The organism is Pedobacter psychrodurus (assembly GCF_032678585.1).
Taxonomy (GTDB): Bacteria; Bacteroidota; Bacteroidia; order Sphingobacteriales; family Sphingobacteriaceae; genus Pedobacter; species Pedobacter psychrodurus_A.
Genome location: NZ_JAVTSN010000016.1, coordinates 51,912 through 76,239, shown reverse-complemented (window position 1 = coordinate 76,239; position 24,328 = coordinate 51,912). Strand labels below are relative to the sequence as shown.

Genomic DNA, 24,328 nt, shown 5'->3' with positions numbered 1-24,328 from the left:
TAAGCAATATCTTAATCTTCTAATATAACAGCAGTACCATTGGCGCTTACCATTAACATGCTGCCACCACTGCCAACGGTTTCATAATCTAAATCTACCCCAACAATTGCATTGGCACCTAATGCGGCAGCATACTGTTGCATTTCATTTACCGCCGTATCTTTTCCCTCCCTTAAAACACGTTCATAAGAGCTCGATCGGCCTCCTACTATATCCGTTATACCAGCAAATAAGTCTTTAAAAATATTTGCGCCAATAATGGTTTCCCCGGTAACCAGACCTATATATTTTACGATTTTTCTGCCCTCCACCGAAGGCGTAGTGGTTACTAACATAGTTTCAGTTTTAGTCATTAGAATAATTTTTTATTGAAATGTTACATCTTTCCAAAAAAGCTCTTTTTGGATGTTAATGATGTTTTTAGCGGCATAAAATCAATCAACGAGCATTGCTTTTGAAAATAAATTTATGTAATCGCCAATGCTTTTGCATCACTATTTAAAATTAAGTTATGAGACCATCTAAAACCTTACTCATCCTTCCCTTATTGTTGGCTGTCTTTTTTGTTCAGGCACAAATGCCTGTATTGAAGGTACAACAGGCCGAAACAAGCGAACAAAAAGATGCCGTTAAACTTAAAAAGTTAGCCATCGACGTGCAGATTACCGGAAACATCGCCACAACGGTAATGACAATGACCTTCCATAATAATAGCAACCGTATTCTGGAAGGCGAACTTACCTTTCCGATGCCTGAAGGGGTAAGCATTAGCCGATATGCCTTAGATATAAACGGCAAAATGCGTGAGGCTGTTCCTGTAGAAAAAGCAAAGGCAACCGAGGTTTTCGAGAGCATCGAACGCCGCAGGGTTGACCCGGGTTTATTGGAAAAAGTGGAGGGAAATAATTTCCGGACCAGAATTTATCCATTGCCAGCCAATGGTAGCAGGACCATAATTGTAGGCTATGAGGAAGAACTTGGTTTTACGAACGGGAATGTACTTAAATATCATTTGCCTTTGGATTATAATCAAGCGATAGAGAACTTTAGTTTAAAAACTACTGTTTTCGAAAGTATCATTAAACCAGAGCTTGGCGAACAGCCCGATGGCAGCTTTGATTTAAAGGCCAATGGAAGCACTTATATAGGCGAAATTAATAAAAGCAACTACCAGCCAAAAAACGGCCTCACCATTAATTTGCCAAAAAGGAACAATTTACCCGAAGTACAGATGCAAAAAGCCTCTTCGGGTTATTATTTTCTGGTTAATGTTTTTCCCAGAATAGAAAGTCGGCAGAAGTTATGGGCAAACAATATTGGTTTAATCTGGGATGTTTCTTTAAGTGGCCTGCAGCGTAATACCGATCAGGAGATAGAACTGCTTGATTTAATCATCAAACAAAAACAAAATCTGACGATACAGCTGGGCCTGGTTAATAACGGCTTTAAAAACGCGGGAACATTCGTCATCACTCATGGTAACTGGACGCAATTAAAAGATAAATTGAAAAACTTAGTTTATGATGGCGGTACAAATTTCAGTGCGATAAATACGAGATCTCTCCAGGCTGATGAGTATATTTTATTCAGCGACGGGCTATCCACCTTCGGTAAAAACACGGTAGCACTAAATAAACCCATTCATTGCATCAATACCGCGCTAAAGGCAGATTATAGCACCTTAAAGTTCATCAGCATGAAAACAGGAGGACAATTTGTAAACCTGAATTCCATTTCAGTGAGCGATGCTTTTAAACAATTGAATCGACAAAACCTTCAGTTTTTAGGGATTAAAAACGGGAGCAGTGTACGGCAAACTTACCCATCGATGAAGGTAAATGTAAACGGGCATTTTTCGCTGGCGGGTATTATGAACGAATTTAATACTGAATTCATCTTACAGTTTGGCTTTGGGAATACTGTGGTTTCTGAGCAGGTAGTCCGTTTAAATGCCACAGAACATACCTTAAGCAGCATAGATGTAAGCCGGGTTTGGGCACAAAAGAAAATTGCCGAAATGGATATTCAATACGAAGATAATAAAGATGATATCAGTGTTTTGAGCAAGCAGTTTGGCATTGTTACGCGCAATACCAGTCTGATCGTTTTAGAAAATCTTGATGATTATTTACGGTACGACATTGTACCTCCTGTTGAACTGCAACAAGCCTATAATGCTGTTTTAAAACAGCGCAGAGCAGCTATTTTAGAACAGAAGCAGGATCTGATCAATGCTGCGGTAGCCATGACAAAAGAGTTAAAAACCTGGTGGAACACCGATTTTTACTACAAAGAACCAGAAAAGAAAAAGGAAGGCTATCCTGATCCTGGTCAAAGAGATGTAAAAGGAGACCCTGCAGCTGATATTGTAATGCCAACGCCAGCAGGAGAAGCACGCAGGCGGGAAGTAGAAGTTGCAAAAGTGGCTGAGATGGTTGTTTCTCCTGCACCGCAGGCAGTGAGGCTTGCGCCGCCTACGGGAGCCGCCAGCAGGGATAAAGAAACGAATCAATTAAATGAAGTGGTAGTGGTGGGCTATGCTGCCCAACGAAAAAGTTCTCTTACAGGATCTGTAACAACCATCCGGGGAACTGCCTCAAGTGGTTTTCTCGAGGGTAAAGTTGCAGGGGTTCAAGTCGCAAACACCACTAGGGCTGCTCAACAACCCGCAATTGTTATTCCCGAATTTAAAAGTGATAAAGATTATATGAAAGGTTTGGTAGGAAAGCCGGATAGTGCATACCAGGCTTATTTAAAAATGCGATCGAAGTATATTTCTACGCCTATGTTTTATTTTGACGTAGCCAATTGGTTTTACCAGCAGAAAGATAGTGTTCGGGCCTTAACCATTTTAAGCAATATAGCCGATTTGGATCTGGAAAACACCGATCTATACAAAACTTTGGCTTACAAATTAAAGCAGACCGGAAATTTTAAAGATGAGATTTTTATCACCCAGAAGATTTTGCAATGGCGGCCGATGGATGCACAAAGTTACCGTGATTATGCTTTAGCCTTAGCAGACAATGGACAATATCAGGCTGCCATGGATAATTTATACAAAGTACTTACCCAAAGTTATAATAGCCAGATTGCGGATAGAGATCAAGGGATTGAAGAGATCGTAATATCTGAAATAAATAATCTCATCGCGAAGCATGCCAATAGTTTAAGTACGAAAGGAATTGATAAAAGATTAATTCAGCCCCTACCTGTAGATGTGCGTGTGGTATTAAACTGGAATAAAAATGATACGGATATCGATTTGTGGTTAACGGATCCAACGGGAGAAAAAGGCTATTATGGGAATTCGAAAACAAAAATAGGTGGCAGGATCAGCAACGATTTTACTTCGGGCTATGGCCCGGAGCAGTTCATGATCAAAAAAGCAATAAAAGGAAAATATAAAATTGAGGTAAATTATTATGGCGATAGCCAGATTAACATTAGTGGGCCAACAACTGTAACGGCTGAGATTTATACCCGATATGCCACGGGTAAACAGCAGCGAAAAGTAATTGTATTGCCGCTTGCTGCTGGAAGTAGCGGAGGCAATTTGGTAGGGGAATTTAATTTTTAAAAGGTGATTACACCGATTAAAAGATTCCACAGATTTGAGATTAGAGTTGTCAAATTAATAGCGAGCCTGCTAGAAAGTTGACAACTCTTATTGGAGAGACGAATAAGATCCTTGTTGTTGCTTCATGAATAATTTAAAGCAATAATCCCGCTACCTCTTCCCAGGTATTTACACGCTCGTATTCGGTGATGAGCAAGTTATGTGGAGAGGTAAATAATAAGGGCCTGCCAGCAAAATTCATAAAATTTTTGGTGCGGTCATCAATGATGATGTCGACATTTACAATTTTATTTCCGCAGAACATAATGTGCTGCCAATCAACAAAAGGAAAATGTTCTGCCATCCAATCATACTTATCAACCAATGAGTTGCGGAACTCCATTGCTGCCGAAACAATGTAAACATCATATTTTTCCTGTAAGGCTTTAATTACCCGCTGGCTATCGTCTATCACCTCAAGATCGCGAAAAAAGCCAGGTTCATTGATATATTCGAACCATTTTTGGTTAACATCCTGTGGAACGTGGTGGTAGATCTCGTTTCCGGCATCGATCTTTAAATCAAGCGGAACATTAAAATCCCGGTTATATAATTTAATAAATTTTCCAACGGCGTCGGCAATCACCTCGTCCATGTCAATCGCAATTCTTTCCATTTTGTATCTGCAAATATTTTGGCGCAAATATCCTGAAAACAAAGAAATTAAACTATGTTTTTAATTTACAGTATTTTAGTTATCTTTGCAGCCCCGCAGCATGAAGCTCCGGGAACTATGTTGAATACATAAATACAAAAGACAATGGCAACTAAAATCAGATTGCAAAGATTCGGTAAAAAAGGGAAACCTTTTTTCCACGTTGTGGTAGCAGATTCCCGCTCTCCACGTGATGGTAAATTTATTGAGCGTTTAGGTTCTTATAACCCAAACACCAATCCTGCTACCATCGAAATTAACTTCGAAAAAACTTTAGCTTGGGTTAACAGTGGTGCACAACCAACTGATACCGCTCGTGCTATCCTTTCTTACAAAGGTGTTTTATACAAAAAACACTTAGAAGGTGGTGTTAAAAAAGGTGCTTTAACTCAAGAACAAGCAGATGAAAAATTTACAGCTTGGTTAGATGCTAAAGCAGGTAAAATTTCTGGTAAATCAGAAGGTTTAGCTACTTCTAAAGCAGATGCGCGTAAAGCAGCTTTAGTTGCAGAAGCGAAGAAAAAAGAAGATAAAGCAGCAGCTATCGCAGCTAAAAATGCACCAGTTGCAGAAGAAGTTGTTGAAGAAGAGGTTACTGAAGAAGCACCAGCTGTTGAAGCTGAAGCAACTGAAGAGACTCCTGCAGCAGAAGCTACTAAAGAAGAAGGAGCAGAATAATTTTAATTATTTTGTCTCATAAAATAGCGTTCCGAATTTCGGAACGCTATTTTTTTAATACCCCCTGTCCCTAAAGGGGGGTGTTAATAAGTCCCCTTTAGGGGATTTAGGGGGGATATGAAACACGAAGAAGCATTTTACATAGGTTACGTTACAAAAACCAGAGGTTTAAAAGGAGAAGTTCAGGTGTTTTTCGAATTCGATGAATATGAAAAGCTCGATTTTGATGTGGTTTATGCAGATATGAACGGCAAACTGGTGCCTTACTTCGTGGCATCAGCAAAACTGCAGGCCAATAAAACAGGCTATTTTAATTTTGATGATGCTGATCATATTGATAAGGTGCAGCCCTTATTAAAAAAGAAACTCTACCTTCCAATTGCCCAGATGCCAGAGCGCGATGATTCCGAGTTCTTCTATACCGACTTAAAAGGTTTTATGGCTGTTGATGAGGCACTTGGTAAGCTCGGTGAAATAATAGAAGTAAATGAATATCCCCAGCAATTTGTTGCTACTGTAATCTATAAGGAAACCGAAATTCTTTTCCCCTTAAATGAAGATTTTATTGTAGAAATCGATGATGCCGAAAAAATCTTAACCCTGGATTTGCCTGAGGGTTTATTGGATATCTATTTAGAAAATTAAAAGGTTCTTTATAAACCTTTTCGATGGTTTTTCGTTATGCTTTTATGAAGCGTTTACTTATTGCTTTTGCTGCGGCAATGCTATTGATAAGTTGTAATCAAAATAAACAATCGGAAGATAATGCTGGCGGCGAAAAAATCCTGCCAAAAACAACGCAAAAGGATTCCATTCAAGCGGTCGAGATAAAAGCTTTAAAGGCGCTGAAAGAAAAGGATTACAATGTATTTGCGTCCTGTTTTCATCCTATAGATGGTGTGAGATTTTCTCCTTACGGATTTATAGACCCTACTCATAAACATGTTTTAGCAAAGGATTTTTTAGAAGCTATCAATAAAAACTGGACTTTAACCTGGGGCCATTTTGACGGAAGTGGAGAAGCGATTAAAATGAAGGTTAAGCCTTATATTGAGCGGTTTATCTATAATTCCGATTATTTAAGCGCGGAGAAAAAGAGTTATGATGCTTTTATCGGTCAGGGGAATTCCATCAATAATTTGAAGGAAAGTTATCCTCAGCTCCATTTTACGGAACGTTATTTTAAAGGTTTCGATGAAAAATACAAAGGATTAGACTGGACCAGTTTGAGGTTTGTTTTTAAAAAATATCAAGATCATTATTATTTAGTTGCGGTGATACACGATCAATGGACAAGTTAACAGCAGCAAAATTCGAATCAAGCTAAAGACTTCAGACTAAAGCCTTACCTTTGTGCCATGCGTTTCGATATCATAACAGTTCTGCCCGCTTTATTAGAAAGTCCGTTTGCCCATTCTATTTTGCAGCGTGCACAAAAAAAAGGCATTGCCGAAATTGTGGTGCATAACCTTCGGGATTATGCAACCAATAAACAGAAAAGTGTAGACGATTATCAGTATGGTGGCGGTAGCGGCATGGTAATGAGTATTGAACCCTTTGCAGCCTGTATCGAGAAACTTCAGGCTGAACGCGAATACGATGAAATTATTTTTATGAGTCCTGATGGTGTTACTTTGAATCAAAGTACCGCAAACGAACTTTCCATTAAACAGAATATCATCATTCTGTGTGGCCACTACAAGGGTATAGATCAGCGTATACGCGATATCTTTGTGACCAGAGAGATATCGGTTGGTGATTATGTTTTAAGCGGCGGAGAGCTTCCTGCTGCGATCGTGGTTGATGCTGTTGTACGTTTGATCCCTGGTGTGTTAAATGACGAAACTTCTGCCCTATCTGATAGTTTTCAGGGCGAATTGCTTGATGCGCCCATTTATACCCGCCCGGCAGACTGGCGCGGACATAAAGTGCCAGATGTTTTATTAAGCGGCCACGAGGCAAAAGTGAATGAGTGGAGGCACGAACAGGCATTAGAGCGCACTAAAATCCGTCGTCCCGACCTTTTGGAATAAAAATTTCCTTGTTAATTATTAAGGTAAATTCTTATTTTTAGGGGAACGCTTCTAGAGTCCCGATATTATGCCCAAACAGATTGTTATTTGTGATGACCATTTACTTTTTTTAAATGGTATTTCCGAATTGCTCAAAAATACGGGGAATGACTATTGCATTTTTAAATTCAGCGATGTGCATTCCTGCAGGCATCATTTAATGCAGAACGTTACTGATGTTTTCATCTGTGATTTAAATATCAACCACTTTGATGGATTCGTGCTTTTAGAAGAACTCAAATCCCAGCTGAAGAACACCAAAATCATCGTGCTTACTGCTTATTATGAAGATTTTTTAATCCAAAAGGCAAAAAAATTGGGTGTAGATGCTTTCCTGAAGAAGGAAACACCAGCAGATGAACTCATCCAGGTTATCGAATCAAAGAAAAATACAACGTTTTATACCAATAAGAATTATAAGAGCGGCGATAGTGTTTATAGCGCTATCGATGGTCCGATTATTAATAAGTTCCGGATTTCTAAACAAGAAAAAGAGATCATTAAATTAATTATTAAGGGCTTAACCAGTAAAGAAATTGCCGATGTGCTGTTCATCAGTAAAACAACAGTAACCACACATCGAAAAAACATCCATCGAAAGCTGGAAATCAATAATAGCAGTTCGCTGATTAAATTTGCTCATGAGAATAATCTACTTGATTAGCTTTCTGCTATTCCCTCTCCTCTCCTGCGCACAAAACACAAGTAGGTCGATATCGGTAACCTCTGATTATGCAGTAGACGAAAACTCATCATGGAGCAAGGCGACTATTGAGCATAAAAAATTTCGATCATTTAGCGAAAACGACAGGGTTAATATCGGTTATAACAAATCCGCTGCGGTATGGTGTATCTTCAAGATTAAGAATACTGATGCTTCAAAAGGAGTTAAAACATGGTTATGCTTTAATAATAACCATATTGATAGCCTTACGCTCTATGATGGAAAAGTAATTAAAATCATTGGCGATAGAACAGTTGGTAAGAGCCCTTTCATCGAAACCCTGGCATTCGAGCTTAATCTGGAGCCAGGCGAAGAGAAGTTATTATGGGTAAGGGTTAAAAAACAGACTTCGTTTTTAGATTTTTCTTACAGTTTAGATGATCAGGACGATTTGGAAGCCAGATCATCTCAAAAAATAGCGTTAACTTCTTTTTTTATCGGGATCGTCTTTTTGCTATTGATGATCAATGGAATATTGTTTTTGATGACCAGAAACAGATTATATGTTTATTACATTGGCTATTCTATCCTGACAGCATTTTATACCGCAATTACGACCAATTTTGCCAAGCATGTTTTGTTTCCGGAATTTAGGTTTTTTAGCGAAGGCAGGATTTACACTGGAGCGTTATGGTTTATTGCTTTAAGCTATTTTTTGAGTTTCTTTTTAAAACTGAAACAAAATCAACCCAAGAAATATAGGTTCATTAACATATTCAATCTAATAAATCTTTCACTTTTCTTTTTATCAATATTTCTTTTATTTTTTTACAGGGATTTTGATTTTAGATATTTTTTTATTCTGGGGTATATCATTTTCCTTACCTCAATTATAACACTTTTCTGGGCTTCGCTAATGCATTTAAAGACGGAACAGACACAAGCCATTTATGCCTTGTTTGCATTTGCCCCGCAGCTTATTTGGGTGGTATGCATCGTGCTCAAAACCTTCGAAATCATACCGAAATCACTGGGAGATAATTGGATGGTATTTATGAGTTTATACGAGGTGTTTTTATTTGGGTATGTACTGTCAAGAAATTACATACAGATCTTCGTAAAAAACAATGAGTTGATGCAAGAGGTGATCGTTGAAAAAGAAACCTCGCTGAAAGCAATTAATGAGGTCCAGCTGCGGGAGCGGAGAAATATTGCCAATATTATTCACGACAATGTAGGCAGTAAGATTGCTCATATTATTCATCTTTTTGATATGAAGAACGCTGAGTTGGCTAAACAAAATGTAAATGAACTGGCGAAAGATATCAGGGAAATATCCCATAAAATACTGCCAAAAGCGCTTGATGAAGGGGCTTTGATATCCAGTCTGCAAAGCCAGATATCCAGTTTAAATGCCGGTTTAACAGCTGCAAAAATTGAACTTTTCTGTTACGATTTTCCTGATAAAATTGATGAGAAATGGATTTATGATTTATATCTTATCGCACTTGAGCTCATAAATAATGCCCTAAAACATGGTAAAGCGGAGTTAATCACCGTCGAACTTTATAAATATGCCAAACATTACCATTTTCAGTTTACTGATGACGGGATTGGTTTCGATTCACAAAAAATAAGCAAGGGCTTTGGCCTTGACAATATTGAAAAAAGGGTAAATTACTATAAAGGTAATTTCGAAATCAGCAGTGCTAACAATGAGGGAACAGTTATTCAGATCAATATCCCATTCAATCGTTAAGTTATAACCATTTTTCCTGCTTCTGTATCTGTAAATATACCCTTTACTGGGTATTTATGCTGGCGTATATTACCTATACTTTAGCTTAATATAAACAATACACCCTCTAAATTAAGCAAAATGAAACAACTCATTGCGGCAGCATTCAGTATGCTAGCCATTGCAAGTTATGCACAAGATTTAAGTCCAAAACAGAATGAAAGCGGAAAATACGGCTTTGTAGATAAGGCCGGGAAAGAGGTTATCCCCTTTAAGTATGAGAAGGCTGGGTACGGTTTTCATGAAGGATTAATCGCGGTTAAACTGGGCGGAAAATATGGTTTTATAGATCAAACAGGAAAAGTGGTTATCCCTTTCAAATATGATGATGCAATTTATTTTAAAGATGGATTTGCCCAGGTGGAACTAAATGGTAAATCGGGTTATATAGATAAAAAAGGGAAGGAAACCACAGCACTAAAATATGATGTTGCCTTCGATTTTTATGAAGGTTTTGCGAAGGTGAGACTAAACGAGAAATATGGTTTCATCGATATTACCGGTAGAGAAATTACCCCTTTAAAATACGAGGATGGAAATAATTTTAAAAATGGCTTTGCCAGTGTTAAACTGAACAACAAATGGGCTTTTATAGATAAAACGGGGAAAGAATTTACAAAGTTTAAATACGACTATGCAAAAGATTTTTCAGATGGCGTTGCTCCGGTTGAAAAGAATAAACTCTACGGCGCCATTGATAAAAACGGAAATGAAATTATTCCTTTCAAGTATAGGTTCATTGCCGATTTTGAAGAAGGTTTGGCGAAAGTGGGTCTGAATGGAAGAGAGGGCTTTATCAGCAGAACAGGTGAAGAGGTTATTCCCATTAAATATGATGCGGTTGGAAGTTTTGAGAATGGAGTGGCCCGGTTTAGATTGAACGGCAGGTGGGGAGTAATGGATAAAACAGGAAAAGAAATTACACAATAAACGAATTTGATATGAAAAATTTAATAATGCTGCTTTTTTTATTGCAGGGATCAATCGCCTTTGGCCAGACCAGTTTTGAGAACAAGAAATTGGCCCTTATGAATGATATTTTTTATAAAACGACACGGCAGGATATCAACTCCTTTATGAAAGATAAGGGTTTCAAAAAGGGAGAAGTTGAGGAAGGAGAAGGCGATGTGAAGGAAATACTGGCCTTTGACTCTCAATTTGATATGATCGAGATATCTTATGGCAAAGACAATAAAATTTCTACCATCGTATGCATTTTTGCTGGCGCGATCAATACGGCTTTTATTGAAATGGAAATAAAAAACAAAGGTTATAGCGCTAAAGTGGTTAAACAGACTATAGACGGCCAGCCAGTGAACAAGAATATCTGGAGTAAATCGGGCGCAAAATTCAATTTTATTACTTATGCTGATGAAAAGGAAAAAATAGGTGTTCTGGGCTATGGCGTGTATTAGAAACGGATGCTAGAATGAAAAGTTGTTAATCATGAAACTCAAAGGGGCAGAAAAACAGTTCTGGTGGCATTTTGGGCATATCACTGATTCGAAGCATATCCCTACAGAACTGCCGGGCTTTACCAGTATTGATTCGTTGGTTGATGATGACTATCTGGCCATGCTTTTCGCGAAAGTTTCTGTTATGCGTAGCGTTTATTTGAAAGAAACGTTGATTACTGATGAAGGGGTAAAATTGATCAGCAATGTTAAACAGCTTAAACACTTAACGCTGATGAAACATGAAAACATTACTAAAGCCTGCTTGCCTTATTTGAATAAACTGACCGATCTGGAATACCTAGATATTTGGCGCACTCAAATCAGGTTAGAAGATATCACGGTTTTAAAAGATTTAAAAAACCTTAGAGAGCTACATATATCTCCTCATAACGAGGGAGTGGAAGAAAGTTGGGATACTATTTTGGAAAAAATTATCAAAGCGGAGGAAACGTTGCCCAACTGTATTATTAACACCTGATAGGATCAGCATATAAATAATTTGCCTCAGAATCTTGAATACTACATTTTGGTATAAATTGGCGAATAAGTGGCATCCTGACCTTTTGGAATAGAAGCATTTAACCTGATCGAATGTGGATTTCGTAAAGATTGTGGAAAAAATTAAAATAGGTTTTTTTTTCTCAAAAATAATCCCTAATATTGCAATCCGATTTTCACGGGATGAAATATCGATTTAATAGCTTAAAATCATGGATTTAGTAAAATTTGTTGAAGAGCAGGCCATCGCGAAAAAAGATTTTCCTGCGTTCAAGTCTGGCGATACAGTGAGCGTGCACTATAAAATTCGCGAAGGTAATAAGGAACGTATCCAAATTTACCAAGGTGTTGTGATACAACGTAACAGTGCTGGTGCTAACGAAACTTTCACAGTTCGTAAAATGAGCAACAGTATTGGGGTTGAGCGTATTTTCCCTATCAATTCTCCAAACATTGAGAAGGTAGAAGTAAATAGCTATGGTAAAGTTCGTAGAGCGAAATTGTTCTATTTACGTGCTTTAACTGGTAAAGCTGCCCGTATCAAATCTTTGAGAAAATAATATTCTTTATTATAAGATATAGCCTTCACGATTAATTTCGTGGAGGTTTTTTTGTTTATACCTTTGTTAAATGTTAGATTCTGCTTTTTTCGACCAAATTTTTTGGGGCAACACCGTAAAGGCCTATTTCCTCTTCGGGGGCATACTTTTTTTAGGCTTAGTTTTTAAGAATATTGTTTCTAAGTTATTAAGCAGGTTGCTGTTTAAACTGTTCAGAAATTTTTCTAACCAATCGCATAACGATGCTTTCGTTGCCCTATTGGTAAAACCGATCGAGGTTTTTATCCTGTTAACTACGCTTTATCTCTCCATCAACCAGTTAAAACATCCATTGGAGGTAGCTGTATTCCATTACAGTAAATTAATTGGTAAGGTTAAAGAATTGATCCCGGTAACGATTGGCGATTGCATTGACAGGATATTTCTGTTTGGGATTATCCTGTCGATCTTTTGGATCATTTTAAGGATAATCGACTTTATTAGCCACGTTTTGCTTTATAAAGCTTCTCTAACGGAGAATAAGGCCGACGATCAATTGGTCCCCTTTTTAAAAGAGTTATTTAAAACGATCGTAATTTTTATCGGTTTTTTTACGCTACTGGGCTTTGTTTTTGAGGTTAATGTTTTAACGCTGATCACCGGATTGGGCATTGGTGGTATTGCGATTGCCCTGGCCGCTAAAGAGAGCTTAGAGAATCTTATAGGCTCTTTTACGATCTTTTTAGATAAGCCCTTTACGGTTGGCGATCTGGTAAAGGTTGATGGTGTAGAAGGAACGGTTGAAAAGGTTGGCTTTAGGAGCACGAGAATCAGAACCTCTGAAAAAACAATGGCCACTATTCCCAATAGAGGGATGATTGACGGCGTTTTGGAAAACCTTTCACTTAGAAATTCGCGTAAGGTATCTTTCATCATTGGGCTTACTTACGAAACCAATTCGGAATCACTCAGAAAAATTATTACCGAAATAGAAAGTTATATCAACAACCATCAGGGGACCAGCGATGATGGTAATGCGTCATTTAAAAGTTTTGGTGATTCTGGTCTGAATGTGGAAGTTAATTATTTTGTAACTGTACTGAATTATGCTGAGTTCCTTAAGATCAGACAGGAGATTAACCTGGAGATTATGGATATTGTGATCCGTAATAAGTCGGATTTTGCCTACCCTACCCAGCGTTTGATCAGTGACAGGCCAGCTCCGGCAGGTGATAAGGAAGAGGTGGGTAATGATGCTATGGATTAAAATCTACCAGTTATGCCCCCGTGGTCTGTGTCCTCACAGACCACAAGCTTATACTATTAAATCTGATGGTATTAGACGTTTTAGATAATGGAAAGAAAATTTTTCTTTTTCGGAAAGCAAGTATAGCGGTACTATTGAAGTTTGTTCCTGCTCCCGCTTCTGCCGATTGAAATATCGTCATCTCGCTTAGGTGAGGTTTATTTGGCAACTTTTGTTTTTCAAAACCCTCAACTACCATGGCCGGTGTCTTCGCTGACAATCAAAATGCCCTGAAAAATTGTGCTATAACAGAAAAGCCGTTCCAATATAAATCGGAACGACTTTTTTATATGTTTATATTGTTCTTCTAACTTAAAGTAGCCAGAGTAGTTATTCCGCCTTTTACCACCTGATTAAGTTCTACGTCAACCTTTGTTCCTACAGGAAGAAAAACATCAACCCTGGAGCCAAATTTAATAAAACCAAATTGCTCGGTTTGTACCACCTGATCTCCTTCTTTTACATACCATACAATTCTTCGGGCCAAAGCACCCGCAATTTGACGGAACAATACAGGTGTACCGCTCTTATGCTCAACAACGGTTGTAGTGCGTTCGTTTTCAGTTGACGATTTTGGATTCCAGGCCGCAAGGTATTTTCCTGGGTGATATTTAAAGAATTTTACCACGCCCGAAATCGGGTTACGGTTGATGTGCACATTTACAGGCGACATAAAAATAGAAACCTGTAAACGTTTGTCTTTAAAGTATTCACCTTCTTCTGTTTCCTCAATTACAACTACTTTACCATCCGCCGGGCAAATGACTAAGTTTTCTCCTGAAGAAAAACTGCGGCTAGGATTGCGGAAGAACTGCAGTACAATAATAAATAAGGCGGCTGAAAAGATATAAATGAACCAGCGTAGCCAGGTGATGTCGTGATATTTGTAATCAACTACTGCGTTGATTACGAAAATAAACAATATGCTTAAGGCAATGGTAGTGTAGCCTTCTTTATGTATGGTCATTGTGTTCGGAATTATTGGGCAAAGGTGCGAAAAATAAATTAATCCAATCTAAAAATTATGCCTCGGTTGCTCTATAAATATCGGTTAAGTTTCTGCCAAGGCCATTGTAATCTAGTCCATAGCCCACCACAAACTCATTAGGTATTTCAAAACCGACATATTCCAGGTCTTCAATTTCGTATTTTAAAGCACTGGGTTTAAGTAAAAGTGAGGCTACTTTAACGGATGCCGGATTTTTTCCCCTGATCGTTTTTAAAATATGCGTTAAGGTTAGGCCGGTATCTACAATATCTTCCACAATAATAATATCCCTTCCTTCGATATTTTCTGGCAGACCAATTAGTTCTTTTATGTTTCCTGAACTTGAGGTTCCCTCGTAAGAAGCCACACGCATAAAAGCCACTTCGCAGGGTACATCAACTTCTTTGATTAAATCAGCCATGAATAAAAAACTTCCATTGAGCACGCCAATAAACAACGGGCATTTCCCTTCATAATCAACATTGATCTGGATGCCCAACAAACGGATCCGCTTGTTTAAAGTATCGTTCTCTAAAAATATTTCGAACTCTTTATCTTCTACTTTTATTTTGTGCATGCCGCTGTTGAATGGTTTGTTTTAATATTGGTTAATTGTTTAAATCGGTTAAGCGGTTAATTGTTGGGATTAACTGAGAACTGTAAACTCCTAATTGAAAACTGTTGTCGTTTCATCATCTCCAAACTCCAAACACCCGACTGCAAACTACTATTGGGTTTTTTCCAGCTCCTTTTGTCGTTTCCGCTCTTCCCTGCGTTCTTGCCTCAATTGTTTTTTGGTTTTAGTGGTGTCTGCCGGGCTGCTTACCGGTTTGCTTGTGGTATCTTTTTTAGCTCCACCACCAAAAAGGCGTTCGAAGAAACTTTTATTTTTATCGTGTACAATTACAACTGGCAATCCATCTCCGTCATCATCAAAAGCAGAGGTGTCGATAACAGCGGTATCAGGTGCCAGGTACTGGCGCAGGCCTTCCCTTAAACGAACATTATAGAAACCGTAACCAGAAGTATCGCTGGCCACTAAACCTCTCCTTGCCATAATATTTCCCATAAACCTGAAATAGTTGAACATGTAGGGTTTTAAGCTTCCATCTGCCATAAATTTATACATCGATGCCTTTGGTTTCGGGACAATGCTGGCCAGGAACAATCCGTCGCCTATGGTTAAATCGGCGGGTTGTTTTCCAAAATAATACCTGGATGCCTCGCCTATTCCATAAATATTCTGGCCCAATTCCATAATATTGAAATACACCTCGAGCATTCGTTGCTTGCTTACCAGGTGATTGTGTTCGATCAGCCAAACAATTAATATCTCTTCTGCTTTGCGGGCTAAGGTTTTCTGACGGCTTAAATACACGTTTTTAACCAGTTGCATGCTGATGGTACTGCCACCACGCTTAAATTTCTTTTCTTTAAAGTTTACGGCAATCGATTTACGGATCGACTCTTCAACAAAGCCATTGTGTGTAAAAAAGGAAGGATCTTCTGCTGTTAAAACGGCGTTTATAAAGTTTTTGGAAATAGCAGATAACGGTGTAAAATTTGAATTTGATGGACCAATAGTGATATCGCGCATCGGTTTGCCATACTCGTAAGGCGTATAAACGAATGGGCTGTTGATTTTCTGTAAATTCGTTTTGCCCCATTGTACAATTTTAAAACCCACAGGGCTTAAAGTCGAGCTAAAACGAACACTATCAGGCACTTTAGTGTCCAGATAAAAATTAAGGTTGTATTTAACCTTGCCCTGTACTTTTAATCCTTCCAGAGATTCGAAAAGACCTTGTGGAAAAGCATCTAAAACCCCCTGTGCGTCTTGCTCTTCGGCATTTAACTTTAACTCGTAAATCTTGTTCTTTCCTAATGTGTATTTTACATAAGGATGAATCTGCGCATTTTTAAGGTAAGCGGTTGATGTACTATCCAGGGCAATGTAATTTGGACCAACTAAAATATCTGCATCTAATTTTGCACTTTGTACAATGATATCGTTTGAAGCAATCCGCGGTTGGTTAATCAACATATTTTTTACCGCCCAGGAACCCGATATCTTATAATCATCGCCACTGTATTTCGCATTTTTAAGTTCAGTTTGTAAAGTATCAAAGCTGATTTTTGCATGGAGTTTATCGTTCAGGTATGGCAGTTCGAGTTTCTTTCCATCCGCATATGCCGTAAATCTTAACTCTTTGCTTCCCGGATTTACATAACCATCAACATGCCAGGTAGACTCGCCGTTGTTTACATTTATTGCCGATTTCAAATTGCCACCATCAATTGTTGCCATGGTTGCAAAACTTAGTTTGGCGGTATCATGATCGTTTAATTTAAAAATCATGTTCTGCACATCCATATCATCAGGTATTTTGTACAAAACCTGATTTAAGATATTGCTGGCGATTTCTGACAAATTAACTTTGCCCTTGTTTTCTGTACTGTCTTTTTTCTTTCTTTTTAAGATGAAATCGATATTCGTGGTCGAATCTTTAAGCACCACACTTACAAAACCGTCGTTCAGTTTTACTTCTGATAATTTTACATTTCCGAAAATCAGCGGAAAGAGTTTTACGCCTACACGGAGCTCCCCAATGTTCGAAAGGGTATCCCTATCTTTTGGGACAACAGAAATATTGGTCATTTTTACAGTACTTAATCCTGTAAAACCAGCGGAACCGATCTTCACTTCCAGCCCATAATCCTTGTCGGCCTTGGCGATTGCCTTGGCTACCATTTTTTTAAGAAGCGCTTCCCTTTTGCTGTAGGCCACTGCACCTAAAGCAATACAAACGACTAAAAAAACACCTAAAACCCAGGCTCCGATTTTTAAATATTTTTTGGGGATCTTAATTTTTGGTATTCGCATATAGTCGTTAAAATGGTTAATTGCTTAAACGTAACAATTAAATGTTTATTTCGTGTTAAAATTACAGTTAAAAAGCCTAAATAAAAGTATATGTGGCTATGTTTTGTTAATTTTGAATTTAAATGAATACCATGCAGATTAGCCCGCAACAAGTTTTAGATGCGCTTAAAAATGTTGAAGATCCTGATCTTAAAAAAGATCTGGTTACTTTAAACATGATTAAAGATTTACAGATCACGGATAACCAGGTCAACTTTACATTAGAACTTACTACGCCAGCATGTCCGATGAAGGATATGCTAAAAAATGCCTGTACCAATGCGATCAAACATTTTGTATCGCCAGCGGCAGAAGTAATCATCAATGTAACTTCGCGGGTTACCCAGCCAAGTAATTCATCATCACTAGATAACATCAAAAACATCATTTTGGTTTCATCTGGAAAAGGAGGTGTTGGTAAATCTACTGTAGCGAGTAATCTGGCCGTTGTATTGGCTAAAGATGGTGCAAAAGTTGGCCTTATCGATGCCGATATCTATGGCCCGTCGGTACCCACGATGTTCGATCTGGTAGATGCAAAACCAGGTGCTGAAGAAACCGCAGATGGTAAAACTAAAATTTTACCGATTGAAAAATACGGGATCAAATTATTGTCTTTAGGCTTTTTTGCTGATCCCGGGCAACCGGTGCCTTGGCGCGGACCAATGGCTTCAAACGCGGTAAAGCAGTTATTTAACGATACCAATTGGGGCGAACTGGATTATCTGATTGTAGATCTTCCACCGGGGACGGGCGATATCCATATTACCATTACGCAAAGTTTCCCGATTTCGGGAGCAGTGGTGGTGACTACACCTCAGCAGGTTGCCCTGGCCGATACACACAAAGGTTTAGCGATGTTCAGGATGCCGGGAATTAATATTCCAATTTTAGGTGTTATTGAAAACATGTCGTATTTTACACCTGCAGAATTGCCGGATAATAAATATTATATCTTCGGAAAAGGAGGCGGTACCAAACTGGCAGAACGGTTTGATGTGCCATTTTTAGGAGAAATTCCGATCATACAGAGTATTTCGGAAGCCGGAGATAATGGGAAACCAGTAGCTTTGAACCAAAATCCTTTGCTGGATGTGATATTTGGTGATATTGCAAGTAAAATTGCACAGCAGATATCCATCAACAATGCACAAATGGTGAATTGCTAAAAAATTACTATTTTTATAAATTAAAATATACATAATGAATTTAACAGAACAAGTAGAACAGGCATTAGAAACTATCAGACCGTATTTAAAGGCTGACGGAGGTGATGTTTCTGTTGAAGAAATTACATCAGAAGGAACGGTAAAGCTTAAACTTTTAGGCAGCTGTGGTTCTTGTCCAATGAGTTTCATGACGATGAAATCTGGCATCGAACAGGCAATTATGAAAGCTGTTCCACAGATTACTTCGGTAGTTGCCATAAACATGGTAGAGCAAGAGTAAGCTTTAACACTATTTAACAAGGAAGTTTTATTAATAAAATTACTTTTGTCTTAATGAGATATTGTATTGCCCTGATTTGCTTAATTTTTTCTGTAACCGCTTTTTCGCAACAAAGGCCGGCACAGGATAAACTTATCCAATTTTCCGGAATTATTACGGATATCGATAGCTCAAATGTGATTCCTTATGTTACCATCACCAATCTTTCTACCAAGAGTAAAAGGGTTGGTGCCGATTATAGAGGGTATTTTACTTTCATTGTAAATCCTGGCGACACCATTTTATTTACAGCCATTGGTTATAAAAAGTTTTCTACGGTAATTCCCGAAAGTACGCCAGACAGCAAATACACGATTATGGTTAAATTGAAATCCAATGTGATCGATTTACCATCGGTGCGTGTTTTCCCCTGGGCCACAACTGAAGAATTTACCCGCGAGTTTTTATCGATGAAACTGGCGGATGATGATATGGCCATTGCCAAAAAGAACCTGTCACGCGCATCAATTGATGGTTTGATCCAAACGTTGCCTCGTGATGGGCAGGAAATCGGCAGCCAGAATTATCGTTATAATTTCGATAGGATGATCAATAAAAACATGGTGCAAACCAACCCCCTACTTAATCCTTTCGCCTGGGGCAAGCTGATGCAGCAGATTTTTGATGGAGATAAGAGCCGGACAAATTAGTCTGGAGTCTTGAGTTCGGAGTCTTTAGTCTTGGGTGCCTAGCCGATTACTTGAAAATAATTACTTGATTTATTCATCAGTCGCCCTCCTGAATTTATTTCAGGATCTATGGCGTTATTAAGATCCTGAAACAAGTGCAGGAGGACGCAAGAGGGTGATTAATGAGGGTGGGTATTAAATAATAAAAGGGAAAACGTTTCCATTTCCCCTCTAACATCTTTCAGCAAATATTATCTTTTTTTACTCTTATTCGGAAACTTCATTTTGTAATCTGTTTTGATATTTCCTTTCGAAATCGCATCCAGCTTACTTTTCAGCATTGTTTTACGGAGTACGCTTACTTTATCGGTAAATAATTTACCTTCAATGTGGTCGTATTCGTGTTGAATTACGCGTGCAGGCATTCCATCTACATCATCTGTATGCTCTACCCAGTTTTCGTCAAAATAAGTAATCTTGATGTTCGGTTTACGCATGATGTTTTCGCGGATATCAGGAATACTTAAACAGCCTTCGTTAAAACTCCAGGCTTCACCTGTTTCTTCCAAAATTTCTGCATTGATAAATACCTTTTTGTAACCGGGCTTCCCATCGTCATCTTCACCTGTATCTACAATAAAAAGGCGGATAGGCAAGCCAATCTGAGGAGCCGCTAAGCCCACACCATTTGCATAATACATGGTGTCGAACATATCACTGATCAATTGTTTTAATTCTGGATAATCTTTATCGATATCGGTTCCTATCTTTTTTAAAACAGGATCGCCGTAAGCTACTATTGGTAATTTCATTGTATTATAGTTTTTCAGAAATAAATCTGAGCTTGTTAATTATTGTAAAACGCTGTCAGTCTGAGCTTGTCAAAGACCCATGGTTAAGTCCTTCGACGGGCTCAGGATGACAAAACGAAAGATTTTGACTTACAAAAATAAGAATTATTCCTCTATTGGACAGAAAGTAAAGATATTCAGTTGCTCAATATCTAAAATCTCGTCGGTAACTGCTGCCATTTGACTTGTCGTAACCGCATTTATTTTCTCAAAAACAGTTTCCAAAGAATCTATTTTATTGTGATCAATCAGGCTTTTGGCCATCGATATAATCAAACCAATCCTGTTTTCTTCTCCCAAGGCAATTTGTCCGATAAATTTGTTTTTGGCTTTTTGTAACTGTAACTCGTTTAAAGGATGTTCTCTGAGTTTTTTGATCTCCTTGAAAATCAAAGAAAGGGCCCTGGTCTGTTTTTCTTTATCGGTTCCGAAATAAATAGAAAAGATACCAGTATCGCTTAATGGTGAGAAATTAGATTCAATGGTATACGCTATACCGTATTTCTCTCTGATCTGCAGGTTCAAAACCGAACTCATTCCGTTGCCACCAAAATAATTGTTCAACAACATCAAAGGCACCTTTTGCGATTGATGTGTAGAATAAGCCTGAGTGCCCAAAATACAGTGTGCCTGCATAATCGGTTTATAAATGGTGGTATTGCTTTGCGCAAGTGTAGCTGGTTTTACCCTTATTTTACTTGGATTGTTCTCTTCGACACTGGCAAAATGTTTAGTCCCTTTATTTATAACACTGTTTAAAGTATAATTACCCAAAACAGCTACTACAATTTCGTTTGTGCGGTAATTGGCCTTTCTGAAATTTATGACATCCTCGCGGGTGAACTGTTGAACAGATTCGGTTGTGCCTAAAATATTATTCCCAAGCGCATGACCAGCGAAAAGCATATCCTCGAAATCATCGTTAATGGCTTCTTCCGGTTGATCTAAATAAGAAGAAATCTCATCCAGGATTACACTTTTTTCTTTATCCATTTCTTCTTCCGGAAAAGTAGAATGGAACATAATATCGTTGAAGAGATCTAAAGTTCTATCGAGATATGGATTTAAAAACGAGGCATGTACGCATGTATATTCTTTTGTGGTATAGGCATTTAAATCTGCTCCAACGCTCTCTAGACGGTTTAAAATCTGATTTGTGCTGCGTTTTTCAGTCCGTTTAAAAATCAGATGTTCGATAAAATGGGCTAAGCCAGCTTTGTTTTCAGGCTCGTCGCGCGACCCTGTATTAACGATGATGCAAGCGTGAGATATGGCAGAGGCCGAGGGCACATGCAATAAGCGTATGCCGTTTGGCAAAGTGTGAACATTGTATTCCATTGAAGGGCAAAGATAAGGCTAATTGCTTACAATGACTCTGTATCTGGGTATTGCAATTGTAAAGCGGAGATCAATTTATCTTTTGTTGGCCTTTTCAATACCAAAAAAATAAAATTGGCTATGCCGAAGATCAAAAAGAACGAATTATGCGTAATAAAAAATCCGACAATGTTGAAGAGCGCACCCCCTTCTAGCATTGCAGCGCTAATGATAAATGCACTTTGGTACATATTGATCTTAGTATCGGCGGTTGCATTTTTGTCGATTTTTGCTATTAAATTTCTGTGAAAAAAGATGCTTGCCGAAATGGTAATCAACCCCATAATTGGAAATATTGGATTAAAAGGTGAAGTGGTTTTGGGATTGGCATCAAAAAACATCATTTCACGATTAAGAAAGATAGTTACCAATGCAAAAAGAAAAACGCCCGAGCATAAAGCAAGGTGAATAATTTGGAGTGTTTTTAGTTTGGTGTTCATTATGGATTTAGAATAATTTGGATTAAAATAGATTGTCATGTTGAGCCTGTCGAAACATTATCATAAGGTTCTTCGACAAGCTCAGAATGACAAAGCAACTAAAATTATTTAGTTATGCCTTCCAACGAGAATAAAAAAGCCCAGCGCAACGACACATCTTTTAAATAATCAAACCGGCCTGATGCGCCGCCGTGACCAAATTCCATGTTCGTTTTAAGCAATAAAACATTTTTATCAGTTTTCGTTGCCCTTAATTTAGCTACCCATTTGGCTGGCTCAAAATACTGCACCTGACTATCGTGCAAGCCCGTAGTAACCAGCATGTTTGGATAAGCTTTCTTCTCGACATTTTCGTAAGGCGAATAACTTTTCATATAATCGTAGGCCGCTTTTTGTTTTGGATTTCCCCACTCGTCGAACTCATTTGTAGTTAAAGGAATGCTTTCATCAAGCATGGTGTTAATTACATCGACAAAGGGAACATCGGCAATAATGCCGTTCCATAAATCTGGTGCCATATTGGCAACTGCGCCCATCAATAATCCACCTGCACTACCACCATGCGCATATAAATGACCTTTTGAAGTGTATTTCTGATCAACCAGATATTCCCCTGCCGAAATAAAATCGGTAAAAGTATTTTTCTTTTTCATCAGTTTACCATCTTCATACCACTGGCGGCCCATTTCCTGCCCGCCACGGATATTGGCAATGGCGAAAACAAAACCACGGTTTAACAGGCTTAATCTTGGCGAAGAGAACGTAGCATCGGTACTCGACCCATAAGATCCATATGCGTAAAGTAATAAAGGCGCGTTTCCGTTCTTTTCAAAGCCTTTTTTGTAAACCAAAGCAATAGGGATTTTTGTGCCATCTTTTGCCGTAGCGAAAATACGTTCTGTTGCATAATCTTTAGGATCGTAACCGCCAACAACTTCCTGCTGTTTCATCAGTTTTTTATCCTTTTTCTCCAAATCGTAATCGTAAACTGAATTTGGAGTGGTTAATGAAGTATACGAATAGCGCAATGTTTTACTATTATATTCCGGATTTGCACCTACGCCAGCAGCATAAACTGGCTCTTCGAACTTGATATAATAATCGCTACCATCTTTTTTGAGCACGCGCAATTCGGTTAAACCATTTTTACGTTCTGATAAAACCAGATGGTCTTTAAATTCTTCTCCATATTCCAATAACACATCTTTGCGGTTTGGAATAACCTCTTTCCAGTTTTCTTTTTCTGTCTTATCCAAAGGGCATTCCATCAAGCGGAAATTTTTGGCATTCCAGTTGGTTATAATGTAGAATTTATCATCTACAGGCAGAATATCGTATAAAACATCTTTCGAACGGGGAGAAAATACTTTAAAAGCCGCTTCAGGATGGTCGGCATCAATCATTCTATATTCTGCTGTTAAGGTTCCCTGCGAGCCGATAAAAATGTAACGCCCGTTTTTTGATTTCATCACCCCAATGTAGTTGCTATTGTCTTTTTCATTGTAAACAACCGCATCTGTCTTGGCATCGGAACCTAAAGTATGTTTTTTAATTTTTTCGCTTAAAAGTGTAACGGGATTTTTTGACGTATAAAAGAATGTTTTGTTATCATTTGCCCAGGCAACGCCACCTTCCGTATTGGTAATGGCATCTTTCAAAATCTCGCCTGTTTCTAAATTTTTAATGTTGATGGTGTACTGACGGCGCGAAACCTGATCAACCCCAAAGGCTAAAAGTTTGTTGTCGGGACTAACACTAAAACCTGTTGCACTATAATAGGAATGGCCTTTTGCCAGATCATCTACATCTAAAAGTATTTCTTCGGCTGCGGTTAAACTTCCTTTTTTGCGGCAATATTTAAAGTATTGCTGTCCATCTTCTGTTCTGGTATAATAGAAATAGCCATTTTTGAAAACAGGAACAGATTCATCCTTTTCTTTAATCCTACCCTTCATTTCTTTAAACAGATCTGCCTGAAACTGATCTGTACTTTTCATCATGGTATTGAGGTAAGTATTTTCGGCTTTTAGATAATCGACAACTTTTGTGCTATCAGGTCCTTTTTTAAAGTAATCGATCATCCAATAATAATTGTCTACTACGGTATCGCCATGTACAACTCTTTGATGAGGAATAATTTCTGCTATTGGAGCTTTCGCATCCGGCCATTTTATCGGTTTCATTTCTTTTTTTTGTGGATGGTTACAAGCCGTAATTGCACTAAGTACGATTAGACCGGGTAAGATACGTTTCATAGTGGTTTGATTTAGGTTGTTTGCAATTTAATAATTTTTTAGTTCAGTAGTTCATTTGTCATTGGTTGATTAGTGGGTTGATGGTCTACAC

At 38.2% G+C, this 24,328-nt stretch carries 24 protein-coding genes; 15 read left to right on the top strand and 9 right to left on the bottom strand.

What is annotated here, in order from left to right; all coding sequences use genetic code 11:
* Positions 1 to 11: 11 nt before the first annotated feature.
* Positions 12 to 335 carry a heavy metal-binding domain-containing protein gene (locus tag R2S57_RS12605; RefSeq protein ID WP_029274899.1) on the bottom strand — a complete coding sequence of 108 codons (324 nt, stop codon included), beginning with the start codon at positions 333 to 335 and terminating at the stop codon, positions 12 to 14.
* Positions 336 to 511: 176 nt separating this feature from the next.
* Here R2S57_RS12605 and R2S57_RS12600 point away from each other — a divergent pair, with 176 nt between their 5' ends.
* Positions 512 to 3,580 carry a VIT domain-containing protein gene (locus R2S57_RS12600; RefSeq protein ID WP_316845306.1) on the top strand — a complete coding sequence of 1,023 codons (3,069 nt, stop codon included), beginning with the start codon at positions 512 to 514 and terminating at the stop codon, positions 3,578 to 3,580.
* A 133-nt stretch (positions 3,581 to 3,713) separates the two neighbouring features.
* Here R2S57_RS12600 and R2S57_RS12595 read toward each other — a convergent pair whose 3' ends face one another.
* Positions 3,714 to 4,235 carry a 5' nucleotidase, NT5C type gene (locus R2S57_RS12595; protein ID WP_316845305.1) on the bottom strand — a complete coding sequence of 174 codons (522 nt, stop codon included), beginning with the start codon at positions 4,233 to 4,235 and terminating at the stop codon, positions 3,714 to 3,716.
* Positions 4,236 to 4,379: 144 nt separating this feature from the next.
* Here R2S57_RS12595 and R2S57_RS12590 point away from each other — a divergent pair, with 144 nt between their 5' ends.
* From R2S57_RS12590 to R2S57_RS12540, 11 genes are all read left to right on the top strand, one after another.
* Entirely contained in the window at positions 4,380 to 4,952 is a 573-nt protein-coding gene (locus R2S57_RS12590; RefSeq protein ID WP_316845304.1) for a 30S ribosomal protein S16, read from the top strand.
* Between the two features lie 117 nt (positions 4,953 to 5,069).
* On the top strand, positions 5,070 to 5,597 hold the full coding sequence (gene rimM, locus R2S57_RS12585; protein ID WP_316845303.1) for a ribosome maturation factor RimM: 528 nt from the start codon (positions 5,070 to 5,072) through the stop codon (positions 5,595 to 5,597).
* Between the two features lie 44 nt (positions 5,598 to 5,641).
* Positions 5,642 to 6,253, top strand: a complete 612-nt coding sequence (locus tag R2S57_RS12580) for a hypothetical protein (RefSeq protein ID WP_316845302.1) — start codon at positions 5,642 to 5,644, stop codon at positions 6,251 to 6,253.
* 57 nt (positions 6,254 to 6,310) lie between these two features.
* Positions 6,311 to 6,985, top strand: a complete 675-nt coding sequence (trmD, locus tag R2S57_RS12575) for a tRNA (guanosine(37)-N1)-methyltransferase TrmD (RefSeq protein WP_316845301.1) — start codon at positions 6,311 to 6,313, stop codon at positions 6,983 to 6,985.
* 67 nt (positions 6,986 to 7,052) lie between these two features.
* Positions 7,053 to 7,688: a response regulator transcription factor gene (locus R2S57_RS12570; protein WP_316845300.1), complete on the top strand. Its 636-nt coding sequence runs from the start codon at positions 7,053 to 7,055 to the stop codon at positions 7,686 to 7,688.
* The gene (locus R2S57_RS12565; RefSeq protein WP_316845299.1) at positions 7,666 to 9,447 is read left to right on the top strand and encodes a 7TM diverse intracellular signaling domain-containing protein; all 1,782 of its coding nucleotides are present in this window, start codon (positions 7,666 to 7,668) and stop codon (positions 9,445 to 9,447) included. Before R2S57_RS12570 ends, R2S57_RS12565 begins: the two co-directional genes overlap by 23 nt.
* A 120-nt stretch (positions 9,448 to 9,567) precedes the next feature.
* On the top strand, positions 9,568 to 10,416 hold the full coding sequence (locus R2S57_RS12560; protein ID WP_316845298.1) for a WG repeat-containing protein: 849 nt from the start codon (positions 9,568 to 9,570) through the stop codon (positions 10,414 to 10,416).
* A gap of 11 nt (positions 10,417 to 10,427) precedes the next feature.
* Positions 10,428 to 10,901, top strand: a complete 474-nt coding sequence (locus R2S57_RS12555) for a hypothetical protein (RefSeq protein WP_316845297.1) — start codon at positions 10,428 to 10,430, stop codon at positions 10,899 to 10,901.
* Between the two features lie 31 nt (positions 10,902 to 10,932).
* Complete coding sequence (locus R2S57_RS12550; RefSeq protein ID WP_316845296.1) at positions 10,933 to 11,421, top strand: hypothetical protein; 489 nt, start codon at positions 10,933 to 10,935, stop codon at positions 11,419 to 11,421.
* 232 nt (positions 11,422 to 11,653) lie between these two features.
* Positions 11,654 to 12,001, top strand: coding sequence for a 50S ribosomal protein L19 (gene rplS / locus R2S57_RS12545; protein ID WP_025141628.1), 348 nt, complete (start codon positions 11,654 to 11,656; stop codon positions 11,999 to 12,001).
* Between the two features lie 70 nt (positions 12,002 to 12,071).
* A complete protein-coding gene (locus R2S57_RS12540; RefSeq protein WP_316845295.1) occupies positions 12,072 to 13,247 on the top strand; it encodes a mechanosensitive ion channel family protein in 1,176 nt (391 codons plus the stop codon).
* Between the two features lie 346 nt (positions 13,248 to 13,593).
* On the opposite strand, the gene R2S57_RS12535 is transcribed toward R2S57_RS12540, so the two are convergent.
* The 3 genes from R2S57_RS12535 to R2S57_RS12525 form a co-directional block, all read right to left on the bottom strand.
* Positions 13,594 to 14,253 (bottom strand): phosphatidylserine decarboxylase family protein, encoded by a 660-nt coding sequence (locus R2S57_RS12535; protein WP_316845294.1) that lies wholly within the window; start codon positions 14,251 to 14,253, stop codon positions 13,594 to 13,596.
* Between the two features lie 55 nt (positions 14,254 to 14,308).
* Positions 14,309 to 14,851, bottom strand: a complete 543-nt coding sequence (gene hpt / locus R2S57_RS12530; RefSeq protein ID WP_316845293.1) for a hypoxanthine phosphoribosyltransferase — start codon at positions 14,849 to 14,851, stop codon at positions 14,309 to 14,311.
* 150 nt (positions 14,852 to 15,001) lie between these two features.
* A complete protein-coding gene (locus R2S57_RS12525) occupies positions 15,002 to 17,158 on the bottom strand; it encodes a biosynthetic peptidoglycan transglycosylase (protein ID WP_316845292.1) in 2,157 nt (718 codons plus the stop codon).
* A gap of 131 nt (positions 17,159 to 17,289) precedes the next feature.
* On the opposite strand from R2S57_RS12525, the gene R2S57_RS12520 reads away from it, so the two are divergent.
* The 3 genes from R2S57_RS12520 to R2S57_RS12510 are packed head-to-tail and all read left to right on the top strand — an operon-like array spanning position 17,290 to position 19,335.
* Positions 17,290 to 18,366: an Mrp/NBP35 family ATP-binding protein gene (locus R2S57_RS12520; protein ID WP_316845291.1), complete on the top strand. Its 1,077-nt coding sequence runs from the start codon at positions 17,290 to 17,292 to the stop codon at positions 18,364 to 18,366.
* Between the two features lie 34 nt (positions 18,367 to 18,400).
* Positions 18,401 to 18,646, top strand: a complete 246-nt coding sequence (locus R2S57_RS12515) for a NifU family protein (protein WP_316845290.1) — start codon at positions 18,401 to 18,403, stop codon at positions 18,644 to 18,646.
* Positions 18,647 to 18,699: 53 nt separating this feature from the next.
* Positions 18,700 to 19,335: a hypothetical protein gene (locus R2S57_RS12510; protein WP_316845289.1), complete on the top strand. Its 636-nt coding sequence runs from the start codon at positions 18,700 to 18,702 to the stop codon at positions 19,333 to 19,335.
* A gap of 230 nt (positions 19,336 to 19,565) precedes the next feature.
* Here R2S57_RS12510 and def read toward each other — a convergent pair whose 3' ends face one another.
* From def to R2S57_RS12490, 4 genes are all read right to left on the bottom strand, one after another.
* Positions 19,566 to 20,126 (bottom strand): peptide deformylase, encoded by a 561-nt coding sequence (gene def / locus R2S57_RS12505; protein WP_316845288.1) that lies wholly within the window; start codon positions 20,124 to 20,126, stop codon positions 19,566 to 19,568.
* 144 nt (positions 20,127 to 20,270) lie between these two features.
* Positions 20,271 to 21,503 (bottom strand): pitrilysin family protein, encoded by a 1,233-nt coding sequence (locus R2S57_RS12500; RefSeq protein WP_316845287.1) that lies wholly within the window; start codon positions 21,501 to 21,503, stop codon positions 20,271 to 20,273.
* Between the two features lie 26 nt (positions 21,504 to 21,529).
* Entirely contained in the window at positions 21,530 to 21,982 is a 453-nt protein-coding gene (locus R2S57_RS12495) for a hypothetical protein (RefSeq protein WP_316845286.1), read from the bottom strand.
* A gap of 104 nt (positions 21,983 to 22,086) precedes the next feature.
* Positions 22,087 to 24,237 (bottom strand): S9 family peptidase, encoded by a 2,151-nt coding sequence (locus R2S57_RS12490; RefSeq protein ID WP_316845285.1) that lies wholly within the window; start codon positions 24,235 to 24,237, stop codon positions 22,087 to 22,089.
* Between the last annotated feature and the right edge of the window lie 91 nt (positions 24,238 to 24,328).

What these genes read in the sequence shown, in the direction of transcription:
- R2S57_RS12565 (WP_316845299.1), top strand. Translation starts at nt 7,666, where the DNA reads ATGAGAATAATCTACTTGATTAGCTTTCTGCTATTCCCTCTCCTCTCC.
- def (WP_316845288.1), bottom strand. Translation starts at nt 20,126, where the DNA reads ATGAAATTACCAATAGTAGCTTACGGCGATCCTGTTTTAAAAAAGATA.
- R2S57_RS12525 (WP_316845292.1), bottom strand. Translation starts at nt 17,158, where the DNA reads ATGCGAATACCAAAAATTAAGATCCCCAAAAAATATTTAAAAATCGGA.
- hpt (WP_316845293.1), bottom strand. Translation starts at nt 14,851, where the DNA reads ATGCACAAAATAAAAGTAGAAGATAAAGAGTTCGAAATATTTTTAGAG.
- R2S57_RS12605 (WP_029274899.1), bottom strand. Translation starts at nt 335, where the DNA reads ATGTTAGTAACCACTACGCCTTCGGTGGAGGGCAGAAAAATCGTAAAA.
- R2S57_RS12600 (WP_316845306.1), top strand. Translation starts at nt 512, where the DNA reads ATGAGACCATCTAAAACCTTACTCATCCTTCCCTTATTGTTGGCTGTC.
- R2S57_RS12510 (WP_316845289.1), top strand. Translation starts at nt 18,700, where the DNA reads ATGAGATATTGTATTGCCCTGATTTGCTTAATTTTTTCTGTAACCGCT.
- trmD (WP_316845301.1), top strand. Translation starts at nt 6,311, where the DNA reads ATGCGTTTCGATATCATAACAGTTCTGCCCGCTTTATTAGAAAGTCCG.
- R2S57_RS12560 (WP_316845298.1), top strand. Translation starts at nt 9,568, where the DNA reads ATGAAACAACTCATTGCGGCAGCATTCAGTATGCTAGCCATTGCAAGT.
- rplS (WP_025141628.1), top strand. Translation starts at nt 11,654, where the DNA reads ATGGATTTAGTAAAATTTGTTGAAGAGCAGGCCATCGCGAAAAAAGAT.
- R2S57_RS12580 (WP_316845302.1), top strand. Translation starts at nt 5,642, where the DNA reads ATGAAGCGTTTACTTATTGCTTTTGCTGCGGCAATGCTATTGATAAGT.
- R2S57_RS12590 (WP_316845304.1), top strand. Translation starts at nt 4,380, where the DNA reads ATGGCAACTAAAATCAGATTGCAAAGATTCGGTAAAAAAGGGAAACCT.
- R2S57_RS12570 (WP_316845300.1), top strand. Translation starts at nt 7,053, where the DNA reads ATGCCCAAACAGATTGTTATTTGTGATGACCATTTACTTTTTTTAAAT.
- R2S57_RS12540 (WP_316845295.1), top strand. Translation starts at nt 12,072, where the DNA reads ATGTTAGATTCTGCTTTTTTCGACCAAATTTTTTGGGGCAACACCGTA.
- R2S57_RS12555 (WP_316845297.1), top strand. Translation starts at nt 10,428, where the DNA reads ATGAAAAATTTAATAATGCTGCTTTTTTTATTGCAGGGATCAATCGCC.
- R2S57_RS12515 (WP_316845290.1), top strand. Translation starts at nt 18,401, where the DNA reads ATGAATTTAACAGAACAAGTAGAACAGGCATTAGAAACTATCAGACCG.
- R2S57_RS12535 (WP_316845294.1), bottom strand. Translation starts at nt 14,253, where the DNA reads ATGACCATACATAAAGAAGGCTACACTACCATTGCCTTAAGCATATTG.
- R2S57_RS12595 (WP_316845305.1), bottom strand. Translation starts at nt 4,235, where the DNA reads ATGGAAAGAATTGCGATTGACATGGACGAGGTGATTGCCGACGCCGTT.
- R2S57_RS12500 (WP_316845287.1), bottom strand. Translation starts at nt 21,503, where the DNA reads ATGGAATACAATGTTCACACTTTGCCAAACGGCATACGCTTATTGCAT.
- R2S57_RS12520 (WP_316845291.1), top strand. Translation starts at nt 17,290, where the DNA reads ATGCAGATTAGCCCGCAACAAGTTTTAGATGCGCTTAAAAATGTTGAA.
- R2S57_RS12495 (WP_316845286.1), bottom strand. Translation starts at nt 21,982, where the DNA reads ATGAACACCAAACTAAAAACACTCCAAATTATTCACCTTGCTTTATGC.
- R2S57_RS12550 (WP_316845296.1), top strand. Translation starts at nt 10,933, where the DNA reads ATGAAACTCAAAGGGGCAGAAAAACAGTTCTGGTGGCATTTTGGGCAT.
- R2S57_RS12490 (WP_316845285.1), bottom strand. Translation starts at nt 24,237, where the DNA reads ATGAAACGTATCTTACCCGGTCTAATCGTACTTAGTGCAATTACGGCT.
- rimM (WP_316845303.1), top strand. Translation starts at nt 5,070, where the DNA reads ATGAAACACGAAGAAGCATTTTACATAGGTTACGTTACAAAAACCAGA.